At 41.1% G+C, this 20,938-nt stretch carries 19 protein-coding genes; all 19 read left to right on the top strand.

Annotation, left to right across the window (positions count from 1 at the left end; translation table 11 throughout):
• The first annotated feature begins 25 nt into the window (after positions 1 to 25).
• The 19 genes from tsf (at position 26) to pnp (ending at position 20,913) form a co-directional block, all read left to right on the top strand.
• Positions 26 to 910, top strand: a complete 885-nt coding sequence (gene tsf / locus MKY84_RS09855) for a translation elongation factor Ts (protein WP_342525831.1) — start codon at positions 26 to 28, stop codon at positions 908 to 910.
• Positions 911 to 983: 73 nt separating this feature from the next.
• Positions 984 to 1,712 (top strand): UMP kinase, encoded by a 729-nt coding sequence (gene pyrH, locus MKY84_RS09850; RefSeq protein WP_342525830.1) that lies wholly within the window; start codon positions 984 to 986, stop codon positions 1,710 to 1,712.
• The gene (frr, locus tag MKY84_RS09845; RefSeq protein WP_342525829.1) at positions 1,709 to 2,266 is read left to right on the top strand and encodes a ribosome recycling factor; all 558 of its coding nucleotides are present in this window, start codon (positions 1,709 to 1,711) and stop codon (positions 2,264 to 2,266) included. The genes pyrH and frr overlap by 4 nt, the downstream gene beginning before the upstream one ends.
• 207 nt (positions 2,267 to 2,473) lie before the next feature.
• Positions 2,474 to 3,250 carry an isoprenyl transferase gene (locus tag MKY84_RS09840; RefSeq protein ID WP_342525828.1) on the top strand — a complete coding sequence of 259 codons (777 nt, stop codon included), beginning with the start codon at positions 2,474 to 2,476 and terminating at the stop codon, positions 3,248 to 3,250.
• Positions 3,247 to 4,038, top strand: a complete 792-nt coding sequence (locus MKY84_RS09835; protein ID WP_342525827.1) for a phosphatidate cytidylyltransferase — start codon at positions 3,247 to 3,249, stop codon at positions 4,036 to 4,038. The genes MKY84_RS09840 and MKY84_RS09835 overlap by 4 nt, the downstream gene beginning before the upstream one ends.
• Before the next feature lie 33 nt (positions 4,039 to 4,071).
• Entirely contained in the window at positions 4,072 to 5,217 is a 1,146-nt protein-coding gene (gene dxr / locus MKY84_RS09830) for a 1-deoxy-D-xylulose-5-phosphate reductoisomerase (protein WP_342525826.1), read from the top strand.
• Between the two features lie 30 nt (positions 5,218 to 5,247).
• Complete coding sequence (rseP, locus tag MKY84_RS09825; protein ID WP_342525825.1) at positions 5,248 to 6,501, top strand: RIP metalloprotease RseP; 1,254 nt, start codon at positions 5,248 to 5,250, stop codon at positions 6,499 to 6,501.
• A gap of 64 nt (positions 6,502 to 6,565) precedes the next feature.
• Positions 6,566 to 10,882, top strand: a complete 4,317-nt coding sequence (locus tag MKY84_RS09820) for a PolC-type DNA polymerase III (protein ID WP_342525824.1) — start codon at positions 6,566 to 6,568, stop codon at positions 10,880 to 10,882.
• Positions 10,883 to 11,006: 124 nt separating this feature from the next.
• The gene (rimP, locus tag MKY84_RS09815; RefSeq protein WP_342525823.1) at positions 11,007 to 11,480 is read left to right on the top strand and encodes a ribosome maturation factor RimP; all 474 of its coding nucleotides are present in this window, start codon (positions 11,007 to 11,009) and stop codon (positions 11,478 to 11,480) included.
• A gap of 29 nt (positions 11,481 to 11,509) precedes the next feature.
• Complete coding sequence (nusA, locus tag MKY84_RS09810; RefSeq protein WP_342525822.1) at positions 11,510 to 12,637, top strand: transcription termination factor NusA; 1,128 nt, start codon at positions 11,510 to 11,512, stop codon at positions 12,635 to 12,637.
• A gap of 19 nt (positions 12,638 to 12,656) precedes the next feature.
• On the top strand, positions 12,657 to 12,935 hold the full coding sequence (locus tag MKY84_RS09805) for a YlxR family protein (RefSeq protein ID WP_342525821.1): 279 nt from the start codon (positions 12,657 to 12,659) through the stop codon (positions 12,933 to 12,935).
• Positions 12,932 to 13,252: a YlxQ family RNA-binding protein gene (locus tag MKY84_RS09800; protein WP_342525820.1), complete on the top strand. Its 321-nt coding sequence runs from the start codon at positions 12,932 to 12,934 to the stop codon at positions 13,250 to 13,252. The genes MKY84_RS09805 and MKY84_RS09800 overlap by 4 nt, the downstream gene beginning before the upstream one ends.
• A 4-nt stretch (positions 13,253 to 13,256) precedes the next feature.
• A complete protein-coding gene (gene infB, locus MKY84_RS09795; RefSeq protein WP_342525819.1) occupies positions 13,257 to 15,707 on the top strand; it encodes a translation initiation factor IF-2 in 2,451 nt (816 codons plus the stop codon).
• Positions 15,704 to 15,982: a DUF503 domain-containing protein gene (locus MKY84_RS09790; protein ID WP_342525818.1), complete on the top strand. Its 279-nt coding sequence runs from the start codon at positions 15,704 to 15,706 to the stop codon at positions 15,980 to 15,982. Before infB ends, MKY84_RS09790 begins: the two co-directional genes overlap by 4 nt.
• Before the next feature lie 14 nt (positions 15,983 to 15,996).
• Positions 15,997 to 16,341 (top strand): 30S ribosome-binding factor RbfA, encoded by a 345-nt coding sequence (gene rbfA, locus MKY84_RS09785; RefSeq protein ID WP_342525817.1) that lies wholly within the window; start codon positions 15,997 to 15,999, stop codon positions 16,339 to 16,341.
• Between the two features lie 52 nt (positions 16,342 to 16,393).
• Entirely contained in the window at positions 16,394 to 17,326 is a 933-nt protein-coding gene (gene truB, locus MKY84_RS09780) for a tRNA pseudouridine(55) synthase TruB (protein ID WP_342525816.1), read from the top strand.
• On the top strand, positions 17,323 to 18,273 hold the full coding sequence (locus MKY84_RS09775; RefSeq protein WP_342525815.1) for a bifunctional riboflavin kinase/FAD synthetase: 951 nt from the start codon (positions 17,323 to 17,325) through the stop codon (positions 18,271 to 18,273). The genes truB and MKY84_RS09775 overlap by 4 nt, the downstream gene beginning before the upstream one ends.
• Before the next feature lie 114 nt (positions 18,274 to 18,387).
• The gene (gene rpsO / locus MKY84_RS09770; RefSeq protein WP_094941673.1) at positions 18,388 to 18,657 is read left to right on the top strand and encodes a 30S ribosomal protein S15; all 270 of its coding nucleotides are present in this window, start codon (positions 18,388 to 18,390) and stop codon (positions 18,655 to 18,657) included.
• Positions 18,658 to 18,801: 144 nt separating this feature from the next.
• Positions 18,802 to 20,913 (top strand): polyribonucleotide nucleotidyltransferase, encoded by a 2,112-nt coding sequence (gene pnp / locus MKY84_RS09765; RefSeq protein ID WP_342525814.1) that lies wholly within the window; start codon positions 18,802 to 18,804, stop codon positions 20,911 to 20,913.
• The last annotated feature ends 25 nt before the right edge of the window (positions 20,914 to 20,938 follow it).

Raw genomic sequence — 20,938 nt, 5'->3', positions numbered from 1 at the left:
ACAAACGGTATAGGAGGAACATAACATGGCAGTTACAGCTCAAATGGTTAAAGAATTACGTGAAAAAACAGGCGCAGGTATGATGGATTGTAAAAAAGCACTAGTAGAAACTAATGGCGATATCGACGCAGCTATTGATTTCTTACGTGAAAAAGGCCTATCTTCTGCTGCTAAAAAAGCAGATCGTATTGCTGCTGAAGGTATTACAGCAATCGAAGTACAAGGAAACAAAGCAGTTCTAGTTGAAGTAAATGCAGAGACAGATTTCGTTGCAAAAAACGAAAACTTCCAAAAAGTTGTTAAAGACTTATCTGCTCACTTATTAGCAACTGAGCCTGCTACTGTAGAAGAAGCTAACGCTTCAACTATGGACAATGGCTTAACAGTTGATAACTACATCTCAAACGCTGTAGCTAAAATTGGTGAAAAAATTACTCTTCGTCGTTTTGATATTAAAACAAAAACAGATGCAGACGCATTTGGTCCTTACCTGCACATGGGCGGACGCATTGGTGTTCTAGCTCTTCTTGAAGGTACAACTGATGAAGCAGCTGCAAAAGACGTAGCAATGCACATTGCTGCTCTTAACCCACAATACATCTCTCGTGATGAAGTTTCTGAAGATGAAGTAGAGCGCGAGCGCAAAGTATTAACGGAGCAAGCTTTAAACGAAGGCAAACCAGAAAACATTGTAGCTAAAATGGTAGAAGGTCGCCTTGGCAAGTACTTTGAAGATGTTTGTGTACTTGATCAATCATTCGTTAAAAACCCAGATCAAAAAGTACGTGATTTCGTAAAAGCAACAGGTGGAGAGTTAGTATCATTCACTCGTTACGCTGTTGGTGAAGGAATCGAAAAACGTGAAGATAACTTTGCTGAAGAAGTAATGAGCCAAGTTAAAGGTAACTAATTTAATAATAGGCTTTTAGGGGAACACACCATTGTGTTCCCTATTTTTCAAGACAAAATCTGGGAGGATATAAATGACGACACCACAATATAAACGAATCGTATTAAAGCTGAGCGGAGAAGCGCTTGCAGGAGAGCAAGGTTTCGGTCTATCGCCAGCGATTATTAAATCTGTTGCTGAGCAAGTGAAAGAGGTAGTAGATTTAGATATCGAGGTAGCTGTAGTCGTGGGCGGCGGCAATATTTGGCGTGGCAAGGTTGGTAGTGAGATGGGAATGGACCGAGCTACGGCAGACTATATGGGAATGCTAGCTACTGTGATGAACTCACTGGCACTTCAAGATGCTCTTGAGAAACAGGGAGTCGAATCACGTGTCCAAACATCAATTGAGATGCGCCAAGTAGCAGAGCCTTATATTCGTCGTAAAGCGATTCGTCATTTAGAAAAAGGACGTGTTGTTATTTTTGCAGCTGGTACAGGCAACCCGTACTTCTCAACAGATACAACTGCTGCGTTACGAGCAGCTGAAATTGAAGCAGACGTTATCTTGATGGCCAAAAATAATGTGGATGGTGTTTACTCAGCAGATCCGAAATTAGATCCTACAGCAGTGAAATATGAAAATCTCTCATTCCTTGAGGTTATTCAAAACGGGCTACAAGTTATGGATTCTACAGCATCTACTCTATGTATGGACAACGATATCGATCTTATTGTATTCTCAATTATGGAAAAAGGTAATATTAAAAAGGCGGCACTCGGTGAGACAATTGGGACTGTCGTTAGGAGGAATGCACAATGACGAAACAAGTAATTGCTCAAACAAAAGACAAGATGGAGAAATCTGTTCAAGTATTTTCACGTGAGATCGCATCGATTCGTGCGGGTCGTGCCAGTGCGTCTCTACTTGATAAAATTACAGTAGATTACTACGGTTCATCAACACCTATCAATCAAGTGGCTGGTATTTCGACGCCAGAAGCACGTCTTCTCGTCATTCAACCATATGATAAAACGGTACTTAGTGATATTGAAAAAGCTATTATGAAATCTGACATCGGCATCTCACCAACAAATGACGGTTCAGTTATTCGCTTGGCAGTTCCAGCACTTACTGAGGAACGACGCAAAGATCTTGCGAAACAAGTGAAAAAAGAGGCTGAAGAAGCCAAAGTCAATATTCGAAATGTTCGTCGTGACGGAAATGAAGATCTTAAAAAACTTGAAAAGAACGGAGAAATCACAGAAGATGATCTTCGTGGTTTCCAAGAAGATGTTCAAAAGCTAACAGATACTTACATTTCAAAGATTGATGATCTTGCAAAAGATAAAGAAAATGAAATTATGGAAATTTAATTCCGGTCGTCCTCAAGAGCAAGTAGCTTGAGGACGTTTTTAATGAGTAAGAAAATTTGGAATTGGCACACACGCTTAGATTGACGAAACTTCCTCTCATTAAAAGCGTTCTTAAGATGAAAGTAAAAAAATACAATTCAATGCTGTATGAAATTTGGTATGATAGGATATATATGTTTTGATACGAGCGTCTGGAGGAACTAATTCATGTTTAAAAAGCTTTTTACACAAAAGCAAAGTCAACTGGAAGATGGGGAGCTTGCGGTTACAGGTACTGTGCCGAGCCATATAGCCATTATTATGGATGGAAATGGTCGGTGGGCGACTAAGCGAGCATTACCAAGGATTGCTGGACATCATGAAGGCATGAAGACAGTGCGTAAGATTACCCGCTATGCGAATGATCTTGGTGTGAAAGTATTGACGCTCTATGCATTTTCTACAGAAAATTGGTCTCGACCTAAAAAAGAGGTCGAATTTTTAATGCGTTTACCCGAAGAATTTTTGGGCACGTACTTACCAGAACTTATAGAGCAAAATGTTAGAGTGCAAACGATGGGTGATTTTGCTTCATTACCAGAGCATACACAACGCGCTGTTCAAAAGGCTGTGGACAGTACACGTGAGAATACAGGACTGATCTTGAATTTCGCTTTGAATTATGGAAGCCGCGCAGAAATCTTGCATGCCGTTAAAGCAATTACACAAGCTGTAAATGATGGGAAATTGTCTCCGTCTGACATTACAGAACAGTGCATTACGGAACATCTGATGACTAGAGATTTGATTGAACCTGACCTGTTAATTCGTACGAGTGGAGAAGTCCGCCTTAGTAACTTTATGCTTTGGCAATTAGCGTACACTGAATTTTGGTTCACGGATGTTCTATGGCCAGACTTCGATGAAAATTGCTTGCGTGAAGCAATTCAAGTCTATCAAACAAGAAGTCGCAGATATGGTGGATTGGAGGAACCAACGAAATGAAAGAACGTATAATTACAGCGCTTATAGCACTAGCGTTATTTGTTCCAATCGTATGGGTGGGAGGAATTCCATTCACTTTAGCTATTTACTTACTTGCTACTATTGCTTTATATGAAATTCTCCGAATGAAGCAAATTCGTTTAAAGTCTATTCCAGGTTTCCTGGCACTGGTCAACCTTTATGTATTGCTGTTGCCTACTCGTTTTGAAGAAACGTTAATTGGGTGGACGGGTCACGATAAAATGACACTAGTCTTTGTCCTGGTATTCATGTTGCTTCTTTATGCAGTGCTTGTTAAAAATACATTTACATATGATGATGCTGCGTTCGTTTTCTTCGGCATGATGTATATCGGTATTGGTTTTTATTATTTGATTGAAACACGAATGGACGGTCTGATTTATGTAGTCTTTGCATTGCTTATTGTATGGACAACAGATTCAGGGGCCTATTTTACAGGTCGACGGTTCGGCAAGAAAAAACTGTGGCCAGAAATTTCACCAAACAAGACAGTAGAAGGTTTTTATGGTGGAGTTGCTGCTGCTATCGTGTTTGCGATTGTATTAAATGTGCTGTTTCCTTTTGCAGATTCCATTTATCAACTTATTTTTGTAACTGTAGCGGCATCCATCATTGGGCAATTCGGTGATTTAGCTGAATCAGCCATCAAACGTCATTATCACGTGAAAGATTCTGGAACACTGTTACCAGGACATGGTGGAATTTTAGATCGATTTGATTCTTTATTATTTGTTATTCCATTGCTACATTTCTTACATTTTACTTAAAGAGTTGCACATAGCTTAGTGAGGAGTTCTCAGATGAAAAAGATTAGCTTATTAGGAGCAACGGGATCCATCGGACAACAAACGCTCGATGTATTGCGTACACACCCAGAACAATTTAAATTAATGGCATTTTCAGTTGGTCAACAAGTTGAACAAGCTAAAAAAATTGCGCAGGAATTTGATGTACCAATGGTATCTGTTGCAAATGAAAAGGATGTAAAAGAATTGCAAGCAACTCTTCCCGGCACAACTGTAGTTTGGGGAGATGAAGGCTTAATGGCCGTCGCTTCAGAATCTGGTGCAGAGTTACTCGTCAATGCAGTGTTAGGGAGTGTGGGCCTTCAACCAACATTGAAGGCTATCGAAAAAGGACTAACCATTGCTATCGCCAACAAAGAGACGTTAGTAACAGCAGGTCATCTGGTTATGGAGGCAGCCGCTAAACACAAGGTCACTATTTTACCTGTAGATAGTGAACACTCTGCTCTCTTTCAAGCTTTAAATGGAGAAAATCCAAAGCAAATAAAGAAGCTAATTATTACTGCATCAGGTGGCAGTTTCCGTGATAAAACACGTGATGAATTGCAAGGAGTTACAGTTCAGGATGCTTTAAATCATCCGAATTGGTCAATGGGAAGTAAAATTACGATCGACTCTGCCACAATGATGAACAAAGGGTTAGAGGTCATCGAAGCTCACGTACTATTTAATATGCCTTATGAAGACATTGAGGTAGTTTTACACCGTGAAAGTATCATTCACTCGATGATAGAGTTCGTAGATACTAGCGTCATGGCACAACTGGGTACACCTGATATGCGTGTTCCCATCCAATATGCTCTTACGTATCCGGATCGATTGCCATTACCTCAAGCAAAAATTCTAAATCTAGTTGAAATTGGCAAATTACATTTTCAAGAAATGGATTTGACAAGATACAAAGCACTGCATTTAGCGATTGAGGCTGGGAAAGCAGGAGGGACGGCTACAACGGTTTTAAATGCTGCTAATGAAGCGGCCGTTGGACTATTCCTTCAAGAAAAAATCTCATTTTTAGATATTGATTTGGCTATCGAGAAAGCACTGGATCAACACTCCGTGCTAAGCAAACCTACGCTTGAAACAATCCTCTCCGTAGATGCTGAAACAAGAAGATTCGTTGAAAAAATGGTAAACTAATCGTATTGTTAAAAATGAAGGTGGGGTAACTTGGAGACTGCAATTGCGTTTATACTTATATTTGGTTCTATTGTATTTTTTCATGAACTAGGACATTTTATTTTTGCTAAGCGAGCAGGGATTATGGTCCGAGAATTTGCTATAGGAATGGGACCTAAACTGCTTGGCTATACAAAAGGTGAAACAATCTATACAATTCGTATGCTGCCAATCGGTGGTTATGTGCGAATGGCTGGAGAAGATTTAGACGCTGTAGAACTACAAGCAGGCTATCGTGTAGGAGTTCGACTGAATGATAAAAATGAAGTCGACATGCTTGTAATGAATCAAAAAAATTATTTGCCTGATATGCACTACATTGAAATTGAGCGCGCTGACTTAATGAAAGAAATGTTTATAGAGGGCTATGACGAATCAGAAAACCTCGTTCGTTATCCAATTTCACGAGATGCTAAAGTAAATGAATCAGGTCGTTTGTCGCTAATAGCTCCTTATGACCGTCAATTCCACTCCAAAACAGTGGGACAACGTTCACTAGCTATCGTTGCAGGTCCTTTATTCAATTTCATCTTGGCATTCCTAGTTTTTACTGTGCTGGCTATATTCCGAGGCATTCCAACAGACGAGCCTTTAATTAGTGCTATCGTGGATAATTCTCCCGCTGCTGAAGCAGGTTTGATGCAAGGTGATGAAGTAACAGCTATTGAAGGCCAACAAGTGGACAGTTGGAGAGATCTAGCGCTTGTGATTCAAGAAAATCCTGAAACGCCATTAACATTTGATGTTACTCGTGATGGAGAGGCTCTGGCATTAGAAATTACTCCTGAAGCCGTTGAAAATGGTGAACAAACGATAGGACAAATTGGTGTTCAAAGCCCACTTGAAAAATCAATCGTGGGATCTGTCGTCTATGGAGCTACGCAAACTTATGAATGGACCGTGTTGATATTCCAGTTATTAGGAAATTTGATCACCGGTCAGTTTAGCATTGATGATTTATCGGGACCTGTAGGTATCTATAAAGCAACTGAAGAAGTTGCTAAATTTGGTATCTTCAACTTGATGAACTGGACAGCTGTTCTGAGCATCAATTTAGGAATCATGAATCTATTACCTCTACCAGCACTTGACGGTGGACGATTATTATTCTTCGGTTTTGAAGCCTTGCGAGGTCGCCCAGTAGACAAGCAGCGAGAAGGAATGGTGCATTTCGTAGGCATCATGCTACTCATGGTATTGATGATTGTCGTGACATGGAACGATATACAACGATTTTTCTTTTAATGATGACTGAAGGAAAGTTCACATGCTGAACTTTCCTTTATTTTTACGGTAAGGGGGGATTTTCATGCAAACTAACAAAATGAAGATGCTCTTGTTGCTTCAACAACTTGAGCTTGAAGAGGACGTCTATTTACAAGCCTTTGAGAGCTATGAGCTTGAAAAACTCACAGTACATAAAAAAGATCGGCTTTGGTGTTTTCAATTAACTGGTAGTGTGGCACTCCCAGGACCTATTTTTTCGGAATTTAAAAACCGATTAACGGAGCGGTTTAAGGGCATAGCCATTATTGATTTAGAAATAAAATTGACAGGTCCTTACGATTTATCTGAGGTGATTCCAGCCTATTGGTTAGATGTTGTAGACTCTTTTTATGAAATGAGTCCACCTTTAAAAGAACTCTTAGCTTCACAGGTTCCTCAAGTAGAGGGACAGCTTGTTCGAGTAAAGTGTGCCCAAGAACTTGAGTTAAGAACCCTGCAAACTAAGTATTTTCCTACATTAGCCATAGCCTATCAAAAACTTGGTATTCACTCTGTGCGATTTGATTGTGTACTGGATGACAATCCGGAACAACTTGCTGAACTACAAAGACAATTCCACGAACAAAAGCAAGCTGAAGAAGAAGCGTTGAGTCGCAAAGCACTTGAAGATCAAATGAATCGTGAGCACTCAGCTACTGATAGCAACGCTTCGCAATCTGGTCCTTTCCAACTTGGTGTACAGATCAAACAGGATGAAGTCGTGGCAGAAATTCGTCGCATTCAAGATGAAGAGCGCCGCATTACGATTGAAGGATTTGTTTTCGATGTAGAAATTAAAGAGCTACGCAGTGGACGCTCTTTATTGACAGCAAAAATCACAGACTACACCGATTCCATTTTAGTTAAAATGTTCTCACGTGATAAAGAAGACGTACAAATGATGGAACGTTTGAAAAAAGGTATGTGGATTCGTACACGTGGCTCAGTTCAAAATGATACGTTCGTTCGCGACCTGATCATGATGGCGCAAGATATGATGGAGATTCGCCCAGAGGTCAAGCAAGACTTGGCACCTGAAGGGAAAAAACGGGTAGAACTTCATCTGCATTCGCCAATGAGTGCGATGGACGCCGTAACTCCAGTGGGTGAATTCGTAAAACAAGCCGCAAAATGGGGCCATAAGGCAATTGCGATTACCGATCATGGGAATGTACAAGCATTTCCAGACGCTTATGCAGCTGGAAAAGAAAATGGCATTAAAATTATTTATGGACTTGAAGCAAGTCTTGTTCACGATGGTGTACCAATTGTTTATGACGAAATCGATCAATCTCTAAGTGATGCGGACTTCGTTGTCTTTGATGTAGAAACGACGGGATTATCTGCAACTTACGATAAAATTATCGAACTTGCGGCTGTCAAAATTCGTGATGGTGCCATCATTGATAAATTCGAGCGATTTGTAAACCCTCATCAAACACTTTCAGCTACTACGATTGAGCTTACAGGGATTACAGATGACATGGTTCGAGATGCACCAGAACTTAGTCAAGTAGTTAAAGAATTTCATTCATTCATAGGGACAGGGATCGTCGTCGCCCATAATGCTTCATTTGATATGGGTTTCCTATATGAGGCATATCGTCAAAGTGGAATCGAGACGTTTGATCATCCGGTAATTGATACGCTCGAGCTTGCTCGCTTTTTACACCCCGAGATGAAGAATCACCGCTTAGGCTCATTAGCTAAAAAATTCAACATAGAACTTACGCAAGCTCACCGTGCAATTTATGACTGTGAGGCCACGGGCTATTTGCTTTTGCACCTCTTAAAAGAAGCGGAACAAAAAGGAATTACGAATCATAATCAATTAAATGATTATGTAGGCGAAGGGGATGCCTATAAACGTGGACGGCCATCACACTGCACAATTCTTGCAGTCAATGATGAAGGGTTAAAAAACCTGTTCCACTTGGTTTCTATCTCCCACATTCAAACTTTTTACCGAGTACCTCGAATCACACGCTCGACCTTGCAAAAATACCGTAAAGGGTTATTGATTGGGTCTGGCTGTGACAAAGGGGAAGTATTTGAAGCATTAATGCAAAAACCACTTGAACAAGTCGAGCAAATTGCTAAATTTTATGACTATCTAGAGGTTCATCCTAAAGAGGTCTACCAACATTTGATTGAGCTTGAACTCGTTCGCGATGAGTGGAACTTGGAAGACATCATTCGTAAACTAGTTAAAGTAGGAAAGCGTGTCAACAAACCAGTTGTAGCTACCGGAAATGTTCACTACTTGACTGAAAATGACGCGGTGTATCGTAAAATTTTGGTCAGTGGTATGGGTGGTGCCAATCCACTAAACCGACATGAATTGCCAAAAGTGCACTTCCGCACGACAGATGAGATGTTAAAAGCGTTTGATTTTCTAGGACCTGAAGTGGCGCATCAACTAGTTGTGGAAAATAGCCAAGCCATTGCTGATCGCATAGGCGACGTAAAACCAATCAAAGATGATTTATTTGCACCTAAGATTGAAGGTGCGGATGATGAAATTAAAGAACTGACGTATTCAAGAGCAAAAGAACTTTATGGAGACGAGCTTCCTGAAATCGTTTCTGCTCGTATTGAAAAAGAATTAACGTCCATCATTGGTCATGGATTTGGTGTAATCTACCTAATCTCGCACAAACTTGTTAAGAAGTCTTTAGATGACGGCTATCTTGTAGGATCTCGTGGCTCTGTTGGTTCTTCATTAGTAGCTACGCTTACGGATATTACCGAAGTTAATCCTTTACCGCCTCACTACGTTTGTCCTGAGTGTAAGAAATCAGAGTTTTTCCAGGACGGCTCAGTGGGTTCTGGCTATGATTTAGAGGACAAAGAATGCCCTGATTGCAAAATTCTCTATCGAAAAGACGGGCAAGACATTCCTTTTGAAACTTTCTTAGGTTTTAAAGGCGATAAAGTGCCAGATATTGACTTGAACTTTAGTGGCGAATATCAACCGATCGCCCATAACTACACAAAAGAATTGTTCGGAGAAGACAATGTATTCCGTGCGGGTACAATTGGTACAGTCGCGGAAAAGACAGCCTATGGCTACGTGAAGGGGTATGCATCGGACCATAATTTACTGATGCGTGGTGCAGAAGTGGATCGCTTAGTTAAGGGGTGTACAGGAGTAAAACGCTCCACTGGACAACACCCAGGCGGTATCATAGTCGTGCCAGATTATATGGATATTTATGATTTCTCTCCAATTCAATTCCCTGCAGATGCTCAAGATTCGAGTTGGAAAACGACGCACTTTGATTTCCATTCTATCCATGATAATTTATTGAAATTAGATATTCTTGGTCACGATGATCCAACGGTTATCCGGATGTTACAAGATTTATCTGGGATTGATCCCAAGACTATACCGACTGACGACCCAGAAGTTATGAAAATCTTTAGTGGCACGGAGTCACTAGGAGTCACAAAAGAGCAGATTGACTGTAAAACAGGCACACTTGGGATTCCGGAATTTGGTACTCGATTTGTTCGCCAAATGTTAGAGGAAACAAAACCTTCTACATTCTCTGAACTCGTGCAGATCTCTGGCTTGTCGCATGGAACGGACGTATGGCTTGGAAATGCGCAAGAGTTAATTCAAGCAGGCACTTGTCAGTTAAGTGATGTAATCGGTTGTCGTGATGATATTATGGTTTACTTGATCTATCAAGGTCTAGAACCTTCGCTAGCATTTAAAATCATGGAGTCCGTCCGAAAAGGAAAAGGACTGTCGCCAGAATTTGAAGAGGAAATGAAGAAGAACAATGTTCCAGCTTGGTACATTGCCTCCTGTAAAAAAATAAAATATATGTTCCCGAAAGCACATGCTTCGGCATATGTTTTGATGGCTGTTCGAATTGCTTATTTTAAAGTTCATTTCCCGATTCTTTATTATGCAGCATACTTTACGGTGAGAGCTTCCGATTTTGACCTCCAAGCAATGGTCAACGGTTCTCAAACAATTCGTGCAAGATTGCAAGAAATCAATGCTAAAGGATTAGAAGCTAGTCCAAAAGAAAAGAGTTTGCTGACAGTCCTTGAAATAGCACTCGAAATGTCAGAGCGTGGAATTCGCATGCAAAAAGTCGATTTATATAAATCTCAGGCAATGGAATTTGTTATTGAGGGAGATACGTTAATTCCACCTTTCAATTCTGTCCCTGGATTAGGAACGAATGTAGCACTTCAAATAGTGCGTGCTCGTGAAACAGGAGAGTTCTTATCAAAAGAGGATTTACAACAACGTGGGAAGGTTTCCCGCACGATTGTTGATTACTTAGATTCACTTGGTTGTTTAGAAGGAATGCCGGATGCAAACCAATTGTCTTTATTTTAGCTACAATTTGCTTACAGCAGACAGATATGGTATGATTGGCATACGAATGGTAGATAACTTTTGCGCAAAGAGTGGGATTTCCCGCTCTTTTCTGTTGTTTAAAGACAAAAGTAAGGAGGATTTTATGCAGGAAATCGTAACGAATATCGAGCAAATGATTGCTCCGATCATTGCCGAATTAAACCTTGAATTAGTTGATGTAGAGTACGTTAAAGAAGGTCGTGACTGGTTTCTACGTATCTATGTAGATGTCCCAGGTGGAGGCATTGACATTGAGCAATGTGCTCTTGTCAGTCACCGTGTTAGCGAACTTTTAGATGAAAAAGATCCTATCAAAGAAAATTACTTTTTAGAAGTATCATCACCGGGTGCAGAACGTCCTTTGAAAAAAGAAGCCGATTTTGTTCAAGCGGTTGGGGAATATGTTTTCTTTAAAACGTATGAGCCTATTGATAACCGAAAAGAATTTGAAGGAAACTTGTTGAGTTACTCAAAAGAAGAAGGAGCTATCATTGAATATCGTGATAAAACTCGTCTTCGTAAAGTGACAATCCCCCATGATAAGATCGCGCTTGCGCGTCTAGCAATTGATTTTTAAGCATACTAGGTAAATAAGGAGTGATTGCTGTGAGCAGTGAATTATTAGATGCCTTAACGGCTCTGGAACAACAAAAAGGTATTAAACGAGATGTATTGATTGAAGCGATTGAAGCAGCACTCGTTACAGCTTATAAACGTAATTTCAACCAAGCACAAAATGTGCGTGTAGACATCAACCTGGATTCAGGATCGATGATTGTCTATTCTCGTAAAGATGTTGTAGAAGAAGTAGAGGATGAGCGCCTACAAGTTTCACTTGAAGACGCACACCTGATTAATCCTCATTATCAAGTAGGGGATGTTATTGAAGAAGAAGTTACTCCTCGTAACTTTGGACGCATCGCAGCTCAAACTGCAAAGCAAGTCGTCACACAACGTGTACGTGAAGCAGAGCGCGGCTTGATCTATGAAGAATATGTAGACCGTGAAGAAGATATCGTAAATGGTATCGTTGAACGCCTAGATGCTCGTAATATTTATGTGGGTCTTGGGAAAGTCGAAGCTGTCCTTCCGTCGAATGAACAAATTCCAAGTGAAACGTATCGTCCTCACGATCGTATAAAAGTATTTATTACGAAAGTTGAGCGCACAACGCGTGGACCACAAGTTTTTGTATCAAGAACGCATCCTGGACTACTGCGTAGACTTTTTGAAATGGAAGTTCCTGAAATTTATGATGGTATCGTAGAAATTAAATCGATTGCTCGTGAAGCGGGCGATCGTTCGAAAATCTCGGTAGTTGCTCATAATGACGATGTGGATCCAGTCGGTTCATGCGTAGGAGCAAAAGGAGCTCGTGTTCAGACAATCGTCAATGAACTTGGCGGCGAGAAAATCGATATCGTAGAATGGTCAGAAGACCCAGTACAATTTGTAGCAAACGCACTTAGCCCTTCACAAGTTCTGGATGTTCAAGTGAGCGATGATGATAAGTCTACTACTGTTGTAGTTCCTGACTTCCAATTATCACTTGCAATCGGAAAACGTGGACAAAATGCTCGTTTAGCAGCTAAATTGACAGGTTGGAAAATAGATATCAAGAGTGAAACCGATGCACGTGAATTGGGTATTTACCCTCGTGCATTTGAGCAATCAAACGAAGAAGATTTCGAAGAACTTGAAACGCAAGAAGACTTCGATTTTTATAAAGAATAAGTGAAGAAGGTGTCTGCATATGGCAATCCAAAAAAAGATCCCCATGCGCAAATGTGTGGCAACTAATGAAATGTTTCCGAAAAAAGAAATGATTCGTGTTGTGCGATCAAAAGAAGGAGACGTTTCTGTAGACCCTACAGGGAAGAAATCTGGTCGAGGTGCTTATTTATCAAAATCTATTGAGGCAGTTGAAGCAGCTAAAAAGAAAAACTCCTTAGGCAATCAATTAGAAGTGACAATTCCTCCAACCATCTATGAGGACCTTATCGTTTTAATTGAACGGGAGAAATTGAAATGACGCTAGAACAACAAATTCTAAATCTCATTGGATTAGCAACACGTGCTAGAAAAATCGTCACTGGAGAAGAACTAGTTATTCGAGAAGTAAGAAGGCAACAAGCAAAACTTGTACTATTAGCCAACGATGCATCAGCTAATACAGCCAAAAAGGTAACAGATAAGTGTGCATCATACAACGTTGATTTGGATGTCTTCGGAAATCGATATGATTTGGGACACGCAACCGGGAAAGAAGCCCGTGTTGTACTAGCAATTATGGATAATGGTTTTGCGAAAAAATTGGCATCACTAATCAACGAATATAACCGGGGGTGAGCGAATGACGAAAATCAGAGTTCATGAATACGCCAAAAAAGTAAATAAATCAAGCAAAGATGTCATTACCGAGCTTGAAAAATTAAATGTTAAAGTGACAAATCATATGTCTACAATCGAATCAGATACTGTAAAACAGCTTGATTCTAAATTTACGGGAGGTTCTGCAAAGCCTGCAGCTACTAACCAACAAAGTCGTCCACAAGGACAAGGCCAAGCTCGTCCACAAGGACAAGGCCAAGCTCGTCCACAAGGACAAGGCCAAGCTCGTCCACAAGGACAAGGCCAAGCTCGTCCACAAGGACAAGGTCAAGCTCGTCCTCAAGGACAAGGTCAAGCTCGTCCTCAAGGACAAGGTCAAGCTCGTCCTCAAGGACAAGGTCAAGCTCGTCCTCAAGGACAAGGTCAAGCTCGTCCACAAGGACAAGGTCAAGCTCGTCCTCAAGGACAAGGCCAAGCTCGTCCACAAGGACAAGGTCAAGCTCGTCCACAAGGACAAGGTCAAGCACAAGGTGCATCTACACCTCAAAATCGTGGACCACAAGGACAAAATCGCCCATCAGCAGGTGGAGGAAATCGTCAAGGTGGTAACCGTGGTGGATTCCAAGGACGTCCAGGTGGTAACCGACCACACCGTCGTAAGAAAAATTCAACACCTGTACAACCACCAGTTCCACGTAAAGAACGTGAATTGCCAGCAAGAATCACGTTTACAGAATCACTATCTGTACAAGAACTATCAAAAAAATTAGGCAGAGAGCCTGCTGAATTAATCAAAAAATTATTCATGTTAGGTATAATGGCTAACATCAACCAAGAGTTAGATAAAGATACGATTGAGCTAATTTGTGCAGATTACGGTGTTGAAGTGGAAGAAGAAATCAAAGTCGATATTACTGACCTTGAAGTTCATTTTGACAGCGAAGAAGAAAATGAAGCAGATCTAAAAGAACGTCCACCTGTTGTTACTATTATGGGTCACGTCGATCATGGTAAAACAACGTTACTTGATTCGATTCGTAATTCAAAAGTTACTTCTGGTGAAGCAGGCGGTATCACGCAGCATATCGGTGCTTACCAAGTAACAGATGAAAACGGCAAGAAAATTACTTTCCTTGATACACCTGGTCACGCTGCGTTCACGACAATGCGTGCACGTGGAGCAAAAGTAACGGATCTAACGATTCTAGTAGTTGCAGCTGATGATGGTGTTATGCCTCAAACAGTTGAAGCGATTAACCACGCAAAAGCGGCAGAAGTGCCAATTATCGTGGCTGTTAACAAAATGGATAAGCCTTCTGCAAACCCAGACCGCGTCATGCAAGAATTAACAGAGCATGGCCTAGTACCTGAGGCTTGGGGTGGCGATACAATCTTTGTACCGATTTCAGCACTAAAAGGTGACGGCATCGATACATTACTAGAAATGGTCTTACTGATTTCTGAAGTGGCAGAATTGACTGCTAACGCAAAGCGTAAAGCAATCGGTACTGTTATTGAAGCGCAGCTTGATAAAGGTCGAGGTTCTGTTGCAACTTTATTAGTTCAAGATGGAACACTTCGCGTAGGTGACCCAATTGTAGTTGGACATGCCTATGGTCGCGTTCGTGCAATGGTCAATGAAACTGGTCGTCGTCTAAAAGAAGCCGGTCCTTCAACTCCAGTTGAAATTACAGGTTTAAATGAAGTTCCTTTAGCAGGAGATCGCTTCGTAGTATTTGAAGACGAAAAAACTGCCCGTCAAGTTGGGGAGTCTCGAGCATCTACTGCCATTCAAGAACAACGTACTGAAAAGACGCGCGTGACTCTTGATAACTTGTTTGATCAAATGAAACAAGGCGAAATGAAAGAACTGAACCTGATTGTCAAAGCTGATGTTCAAGGTACAGTTGAAGCAATGGCAGCAGCTTTAATGAAAATTGAAGTAGAAGGCGTAAATGTACGTATCATCCATACGGGCGCTGGCGCTATTACGGAATCAGACATTTCACTTGCAGCAGCTTCAAACGCTATCGTTATCGGATTTAACGTTCGCCCTGATGTCAACGCAAAACGTGCAGCTGAACAAGAAGGCGTAGATATTCGTCTACACCGCATCATTTACAAAGTAATCGAAGAAATCGAGTCGGCTATGAAAGGCCTTCTTGATCCTGAATTTGAAGAAAAAATTATCGGTCAAGCAGAAATTCGCGAAACCTTCAAAGTTTCAAAAGTCGGTACTATTGCCGGTTCTTACGTAACAGAAGGTAAGATTTCACGAGATTCTGGTGTACGTGTTATCCGTGATGGCATTGTCATCTTCGAAGGAGAGCTTGATACATTGAAGCGTTTCAAAGACGACGCTAAAGAAGTTGCTCGTGGCTATGAGTGTGGTATTACAATTAAAGGATTTAATGAAGTTAAGGAAGGCGACATTATCGAAGCCTACATCATGCAAGAAATCGTACGTAAATGATTCTTTACCTCGAGTGTGAATTTATCTTGCCGCAAATGCACAGCCTAAAGGAAAAGAGGGCTGTGTTGCAGCGAATGTTGAAGCGCACGAGTCAAAAATACAATGTTGCGGTTAGTGAATTGGATTTTCAAGATCTATGGCAACGAACTAAGATTGGAATTGTGACGGTCTCATCAGATCGTCGCCATTCTGAACGAGAGTTACACAGCGTACTCGAATTTTTAGAATCAAACTCTGAATGGGAGTGCTTATCGTTCACCATTCATGAGCTGTAATTGAGGTGAAGAAAATGTCGATGAGAGCAAACCGCGTAGCGGAGCAAATGAAAAAGGAAATCGCTGATATCCTTAAACGTAAGGTCAAAGATCCTCGCGTAGAATTTGTAACAGTGACGGACGTTGAAGTAACTGGTGACTTACAACAAGCCACGGTCTACGTGACAGTGTTGGAGCAACAAGTGAAACAAGAAGAAGCGCTGAAAGGTCTTGAAAAGGCAAAAGGAATTGTTCGTTCAGAAGTCGGAAAACGTATTCGTCTTCGTAAAACTCCTGAGCTTGCATTCCAAGTAGATGAATCAATCGCCTATGGTAATCATATTGATGACCTATTGCGAAAGTTGAACAAACAAGAGTAACTTGAAGCCTGCCTCCACTCGAGGTGGGCTTTTTTTAAGAAGGAGAGAGACTATGCAACAGCTTGAAGGAATTCTTCCCTTGTGGAAAGAAGCAGGCATGACCTCCCATGACTGTGTATTCAAACTTAGAAAAATCTTAAAAATGAAACGTATTGGCCACACAGGCACCTTAGACCCAGATGTTGAAGGAGTCCTGCCAATTTGCTTAGGACAGGCAACAAAAGTCGCTGAATATGTAATGGCTCAAGGGAAGGCTTATCGGGCAACTGTATCTCTAGGAAAAGCTACAACAACTGAGGATGCTTCTGGAGATGTCATTGCTTCTGTCGATAACCCGATTCACTTAGAGAGCATTCAATTACAGGATACTTTGACTCAACTTACTGGTACCATCACTCAGACACCTCCCATGTACTCAGCCGTTAAGGTAAATGGTAGACGGTTGTACGAGTATGCCCGTGAAGGAAAAGTCATCGACCGTCCAAGTCGAGAAGTTACCATTCATTCACTCACTCTAGTGAAAGAGCCTTCTGTATGGACTGGTGAAGAAATCGACTTTGAGATAGAGGTTGTATGTAGTAAAGGTACCTATATTCGAACATTGGCTGTGCAAATAGGGAAATTACTAGGTGTGCCGGCGCACATGAAGAAATTAATTCGTACACAAGCAGGTGGGTTTGGAGTAGCCGAAACCCGCACCATACAACAAGTAGCAGAACTGTACGAAGAACAACGAATGGATGAGCTTCTGCAGCCGATTGAGCGCTCCTTAACTGAGTGGCCCTTTCATGAAATCCCTGCAGATCTTGAAAAAGCGTTTTCGAATGGTCAAGTCCTTCCTGCTCACACTGATCTTCTAATTCATGATAAAATTGTAATTGGAAAAAACGGGGTGGCGCATGCTGTTTATCGGGCACATCCTGAAAAGCCAGGCTACATGAAGCCTGAAAAAATGTTCACACGTCCGGAGATGGAAATACAATGACAGTTCATTACATTACCTATCCTACAAAAATGCCGACTCCTGATAATAAAGGATACGCACTTGCCATCGGGTTTTTTGATGGTCTACATAAAGGTCATCAACAATTAATTAATCAAGCAGTTGCCTCTGCCCATCAAAAAGGGATTCGCAGTGCAGTGATGACTTTCGATCCACATCCATCCATTGTATTGGGTGGGAAAAAAGAAGAGATCTTCTACATTACACCTCTTAAACAAAAGCTGGAGTTGTTGCAAGCACATGGCGTCGACGATGTCTTTGTCGTGCGTTTCACGTCAGATTTTGCCCGACTCTCACCTGAAACATTTATTGAACAGTTTATTCTTGGTTTGCATGTTCGTCATGTGATAGCTGGCTTTGATTTCTCGTTCGGCTCGTTCGGAAAAGGAAATATGGAGTTGATGCAGAGCTACGCTTCACCACAACTAACTGTGACAACTGTTCCAAAATTTGTTCTTGATGATGAAAAAGTCAGCTCAACCCGCATCCGTACGGAGTTAAAAAACGGAAACATGCAACAAGTTTGTGCACTTTTAGGTCGTCCGTTTCAACTGGACGGGGTTGTTGTGCATGGAGATAAACGGGGAAGAACTATTCAATTTCCTACTGCCAATGTTGAACCAGATGAAGGACAGTTCATACCAGCGAATGGCGTCTATGCTGTTCGAATGAAAGTTCAAGATCAATGGTTTGATGGCGTATGTAACGTTGGATTTAAACCAACCGTTCAAAGTGAAAAGAAATTATCGATTGAAGTACATCTAATCGAGTTCGATCGAGACATTTATGGGGAGCAGGTTAGAATTCACTGGTACCAACCAATTCGTAAAGAACAAAAGTTCCCGTCTTTGGATGCATTAAAACTTCAAATATCTCTTGATAAGCAACAAGCTATAGCCTTACTAACCAGCCAGCACTTGCACACATAATGGCAGTCTGCTATAATAATTCAGTACGTCTTGTACTAAACCTTATCTTGGCTTTTCGATTCTCCAACGATTGCTCAGGTAGAGGGGATACTTACTATTTAGGAGGAAACTAACATGGCAATTACAAAAGAACGCAAAAATGAACTAATCACTGAGTACCGTACTCACGAGAGCGATACTGGATCACCAGAAATCCAAATCGCAATGCTAACTGAAGAGATCAACTCTTTAAACGAGCATTTACGTACTCACAAAAAAGATCATCACTCACGTCGCGGTCTATTCAAAATGGTTGGACGTCGTCGTAACCTTTTGAAATATCTTCGTGAAACAGAAGTTCAACGTTACCGTGAATTGATTGCAAAATTAGGCTTACGCCGCTAATTCGAATATTCAATTTAGTAGACTCAACTTGTGATACAGGTTGAGTCTTTCTGCTAATAGAAAGTTGTTTTCATGGAGTGTAGGAGTTTGATACACTACAAGAGGATACATATCATAGATTTGGATGTTGAGAGGAGTACACAAATGACCGAAAAGAAAACGTATACGTATGAATGGGCAGGTCGCCCATTAATTATTGAGGTAGGCCAATTAGCTAAACAAGCGAACGGTGCAGCTCTTGTGCGTTATGGTGACACAACCGTGTTATCTACTGCAACTGCTTCAAAACAGCCTAAGAATTTAGATTTCTTCCCATTAACAGTGAACTATGAGGAGAAATTATATGCTGTCGGTAAAATTCCTGGAGGATTTATCAAGCGAGAAGGTCGTCCCTCAGAGCGCGCTATTTTAACAAGCCGTCTTATTGACCGACCAATTCGTCCACTATTTGCAGACGGTTTCCGTAATGAGGTACAAGTTATCTCAATCGTCATGTCTGTTGATCAAAACTGTTCTTCTGAGATGGCTGCTATGCTTGGATCTTCATTAGCCCTATCAATTTCAGATGTTCCATTCGAAGGTCCCATTGCAGGTGTTCAAGTTGGCTATGTGAACGGTGAATTTTTAATTAACCCAACAACAGAGCAGATGCAAAACTCTTTAATGGACTTAGTAGTGGCAGGAACGAAGGATGCAATCAACATGGTAGAAGCCGGTGCTAAAGAAGTTTCGGAAGAAATCATGTTAGAAGCTATTATGTTCGGTCATGAGGAAATCAAGAAACTAGTTGCATTCCAAGAGAAAATTGTTGCAGAAGTAGGTAAAGCAAAAACTGAAGTAACACTTTATCAATTGAATGAAGACATCGTCTCTCAAGTAAGAGCGATGGCTGAAGTTGAAGTCAACACAGCTGTTCAAGTGGCTGAAAAAGCTGCTCGCGATGAAGCAATCAATACTGTACGTACGCGTGTTATTGAGACATTTGAGTCTCAGGATGCAGATGCCGATACATTGAAGCAAGTGCGTCAGACTGTTGACATGCTTGTGAAAGAAGAAGTTCGTCGTTTGATCACGGAAGAAAAAATTCGTCCGGATGGCCGTAAACAAGATGAGATTCGTCCACTTTCTTCTGAAGTTGGTATTCTTTCTCGTACTCACGGTTCGGGATTATTTACACGTGGGCAAACTCAAGCTCTAAGTATTTGTACATTAGGACCACTCGGCGATGTGCAAATTATTGATGGCATTGGTTTAGAAGAGTCTAAGCGATTCATGCACCATTACAACTTCCCATTATTCAGTGTGGGTGAAACTGGTCCAATCCGTGCGCCAGGTCGTCGCGAAATTGGTCACGGTGCACTTGGAGAGCGTGCTCTTGAAGCCGTTATTCCAGATGAAGAGACATTCCCTTACACGATGCGTCTAGTTTCAGAGGTACTTGAGTCAAACGGCTCGACTTCACAAGCAAGTATTTGTGCATCTACACTTGCAATGATGGACGCTGGTGTGCCAATCAAAGCACCAGTAGCAGGTATCGCAATGGGTCTTATTAAAAAAGGTGAACATTACACAGTGTTGACAGATATTCAAGGAATGGAAGATCACCTTGGGGATATGGACTTTAAAGTAGCTGGAACAGCTGAAGGTGTTACAGCTCTTCAAATGGATATTAAAATTGATGGATTGTCTCGTCAAATCCTTGAAGAAGCTTTAGAGCAAGCCAAAACAGGTCGTCTACAAATTCTTGAAAGCATGTTAGCTACATTGCCTGCATCTCGCGAGAAACTTTCTAAATATGCACCAAAAATTGATGTAGTAAAAATTAACCCAGACAAAATCCGTGATGTTATTGGACCAGGCGGTAAAGTCATCAATAAAATTATTGATGAAACAGGCGTTAAGATTGATACAGAACAAGATGGTACTATCTACATTGCTTCTTCTGATGAAGAAATGATTGCAAAAGCACGTAAAATGATTGAAAATATTGTGCGTGTTGCAGTCGTTGGAGAATACTACTTAGGAAAAGTTAAACGAATTGAAAAATTCGGCGCTTTCTTAGAACTATTCCCAGGAAAAGACGGGTTATTGCACATTTCTGAAATACAAGAAGAGCGTACAAAAGCCGTTGAAGATGTACTAAAAATGGGTGATGAACTTCTCGTGAAAGTAATCGAGATTGATAACCAAGGCCGCGTCAACATTTCACGCAAAACAGTGTTGAAAGAAGAAAAAGAGCGCGCTGAACAACAATAATATTGACAAGCTGCATGCCTAGGCA

The organism is Chryseomicrobium sp. FSL W7-1435 (assembly GCF_038595005.1).
Taxonomy (GTDB): Bacteria; Bacillota; Bacilli; order Bacillales_A; family Planococcaceae; genus Chryseomicrobium.
The sequence above is the reverse complement of the archived record's forward strand: the minus strand, read 5'-3'. Positions and strand labels throughout refer to the sequence as shown.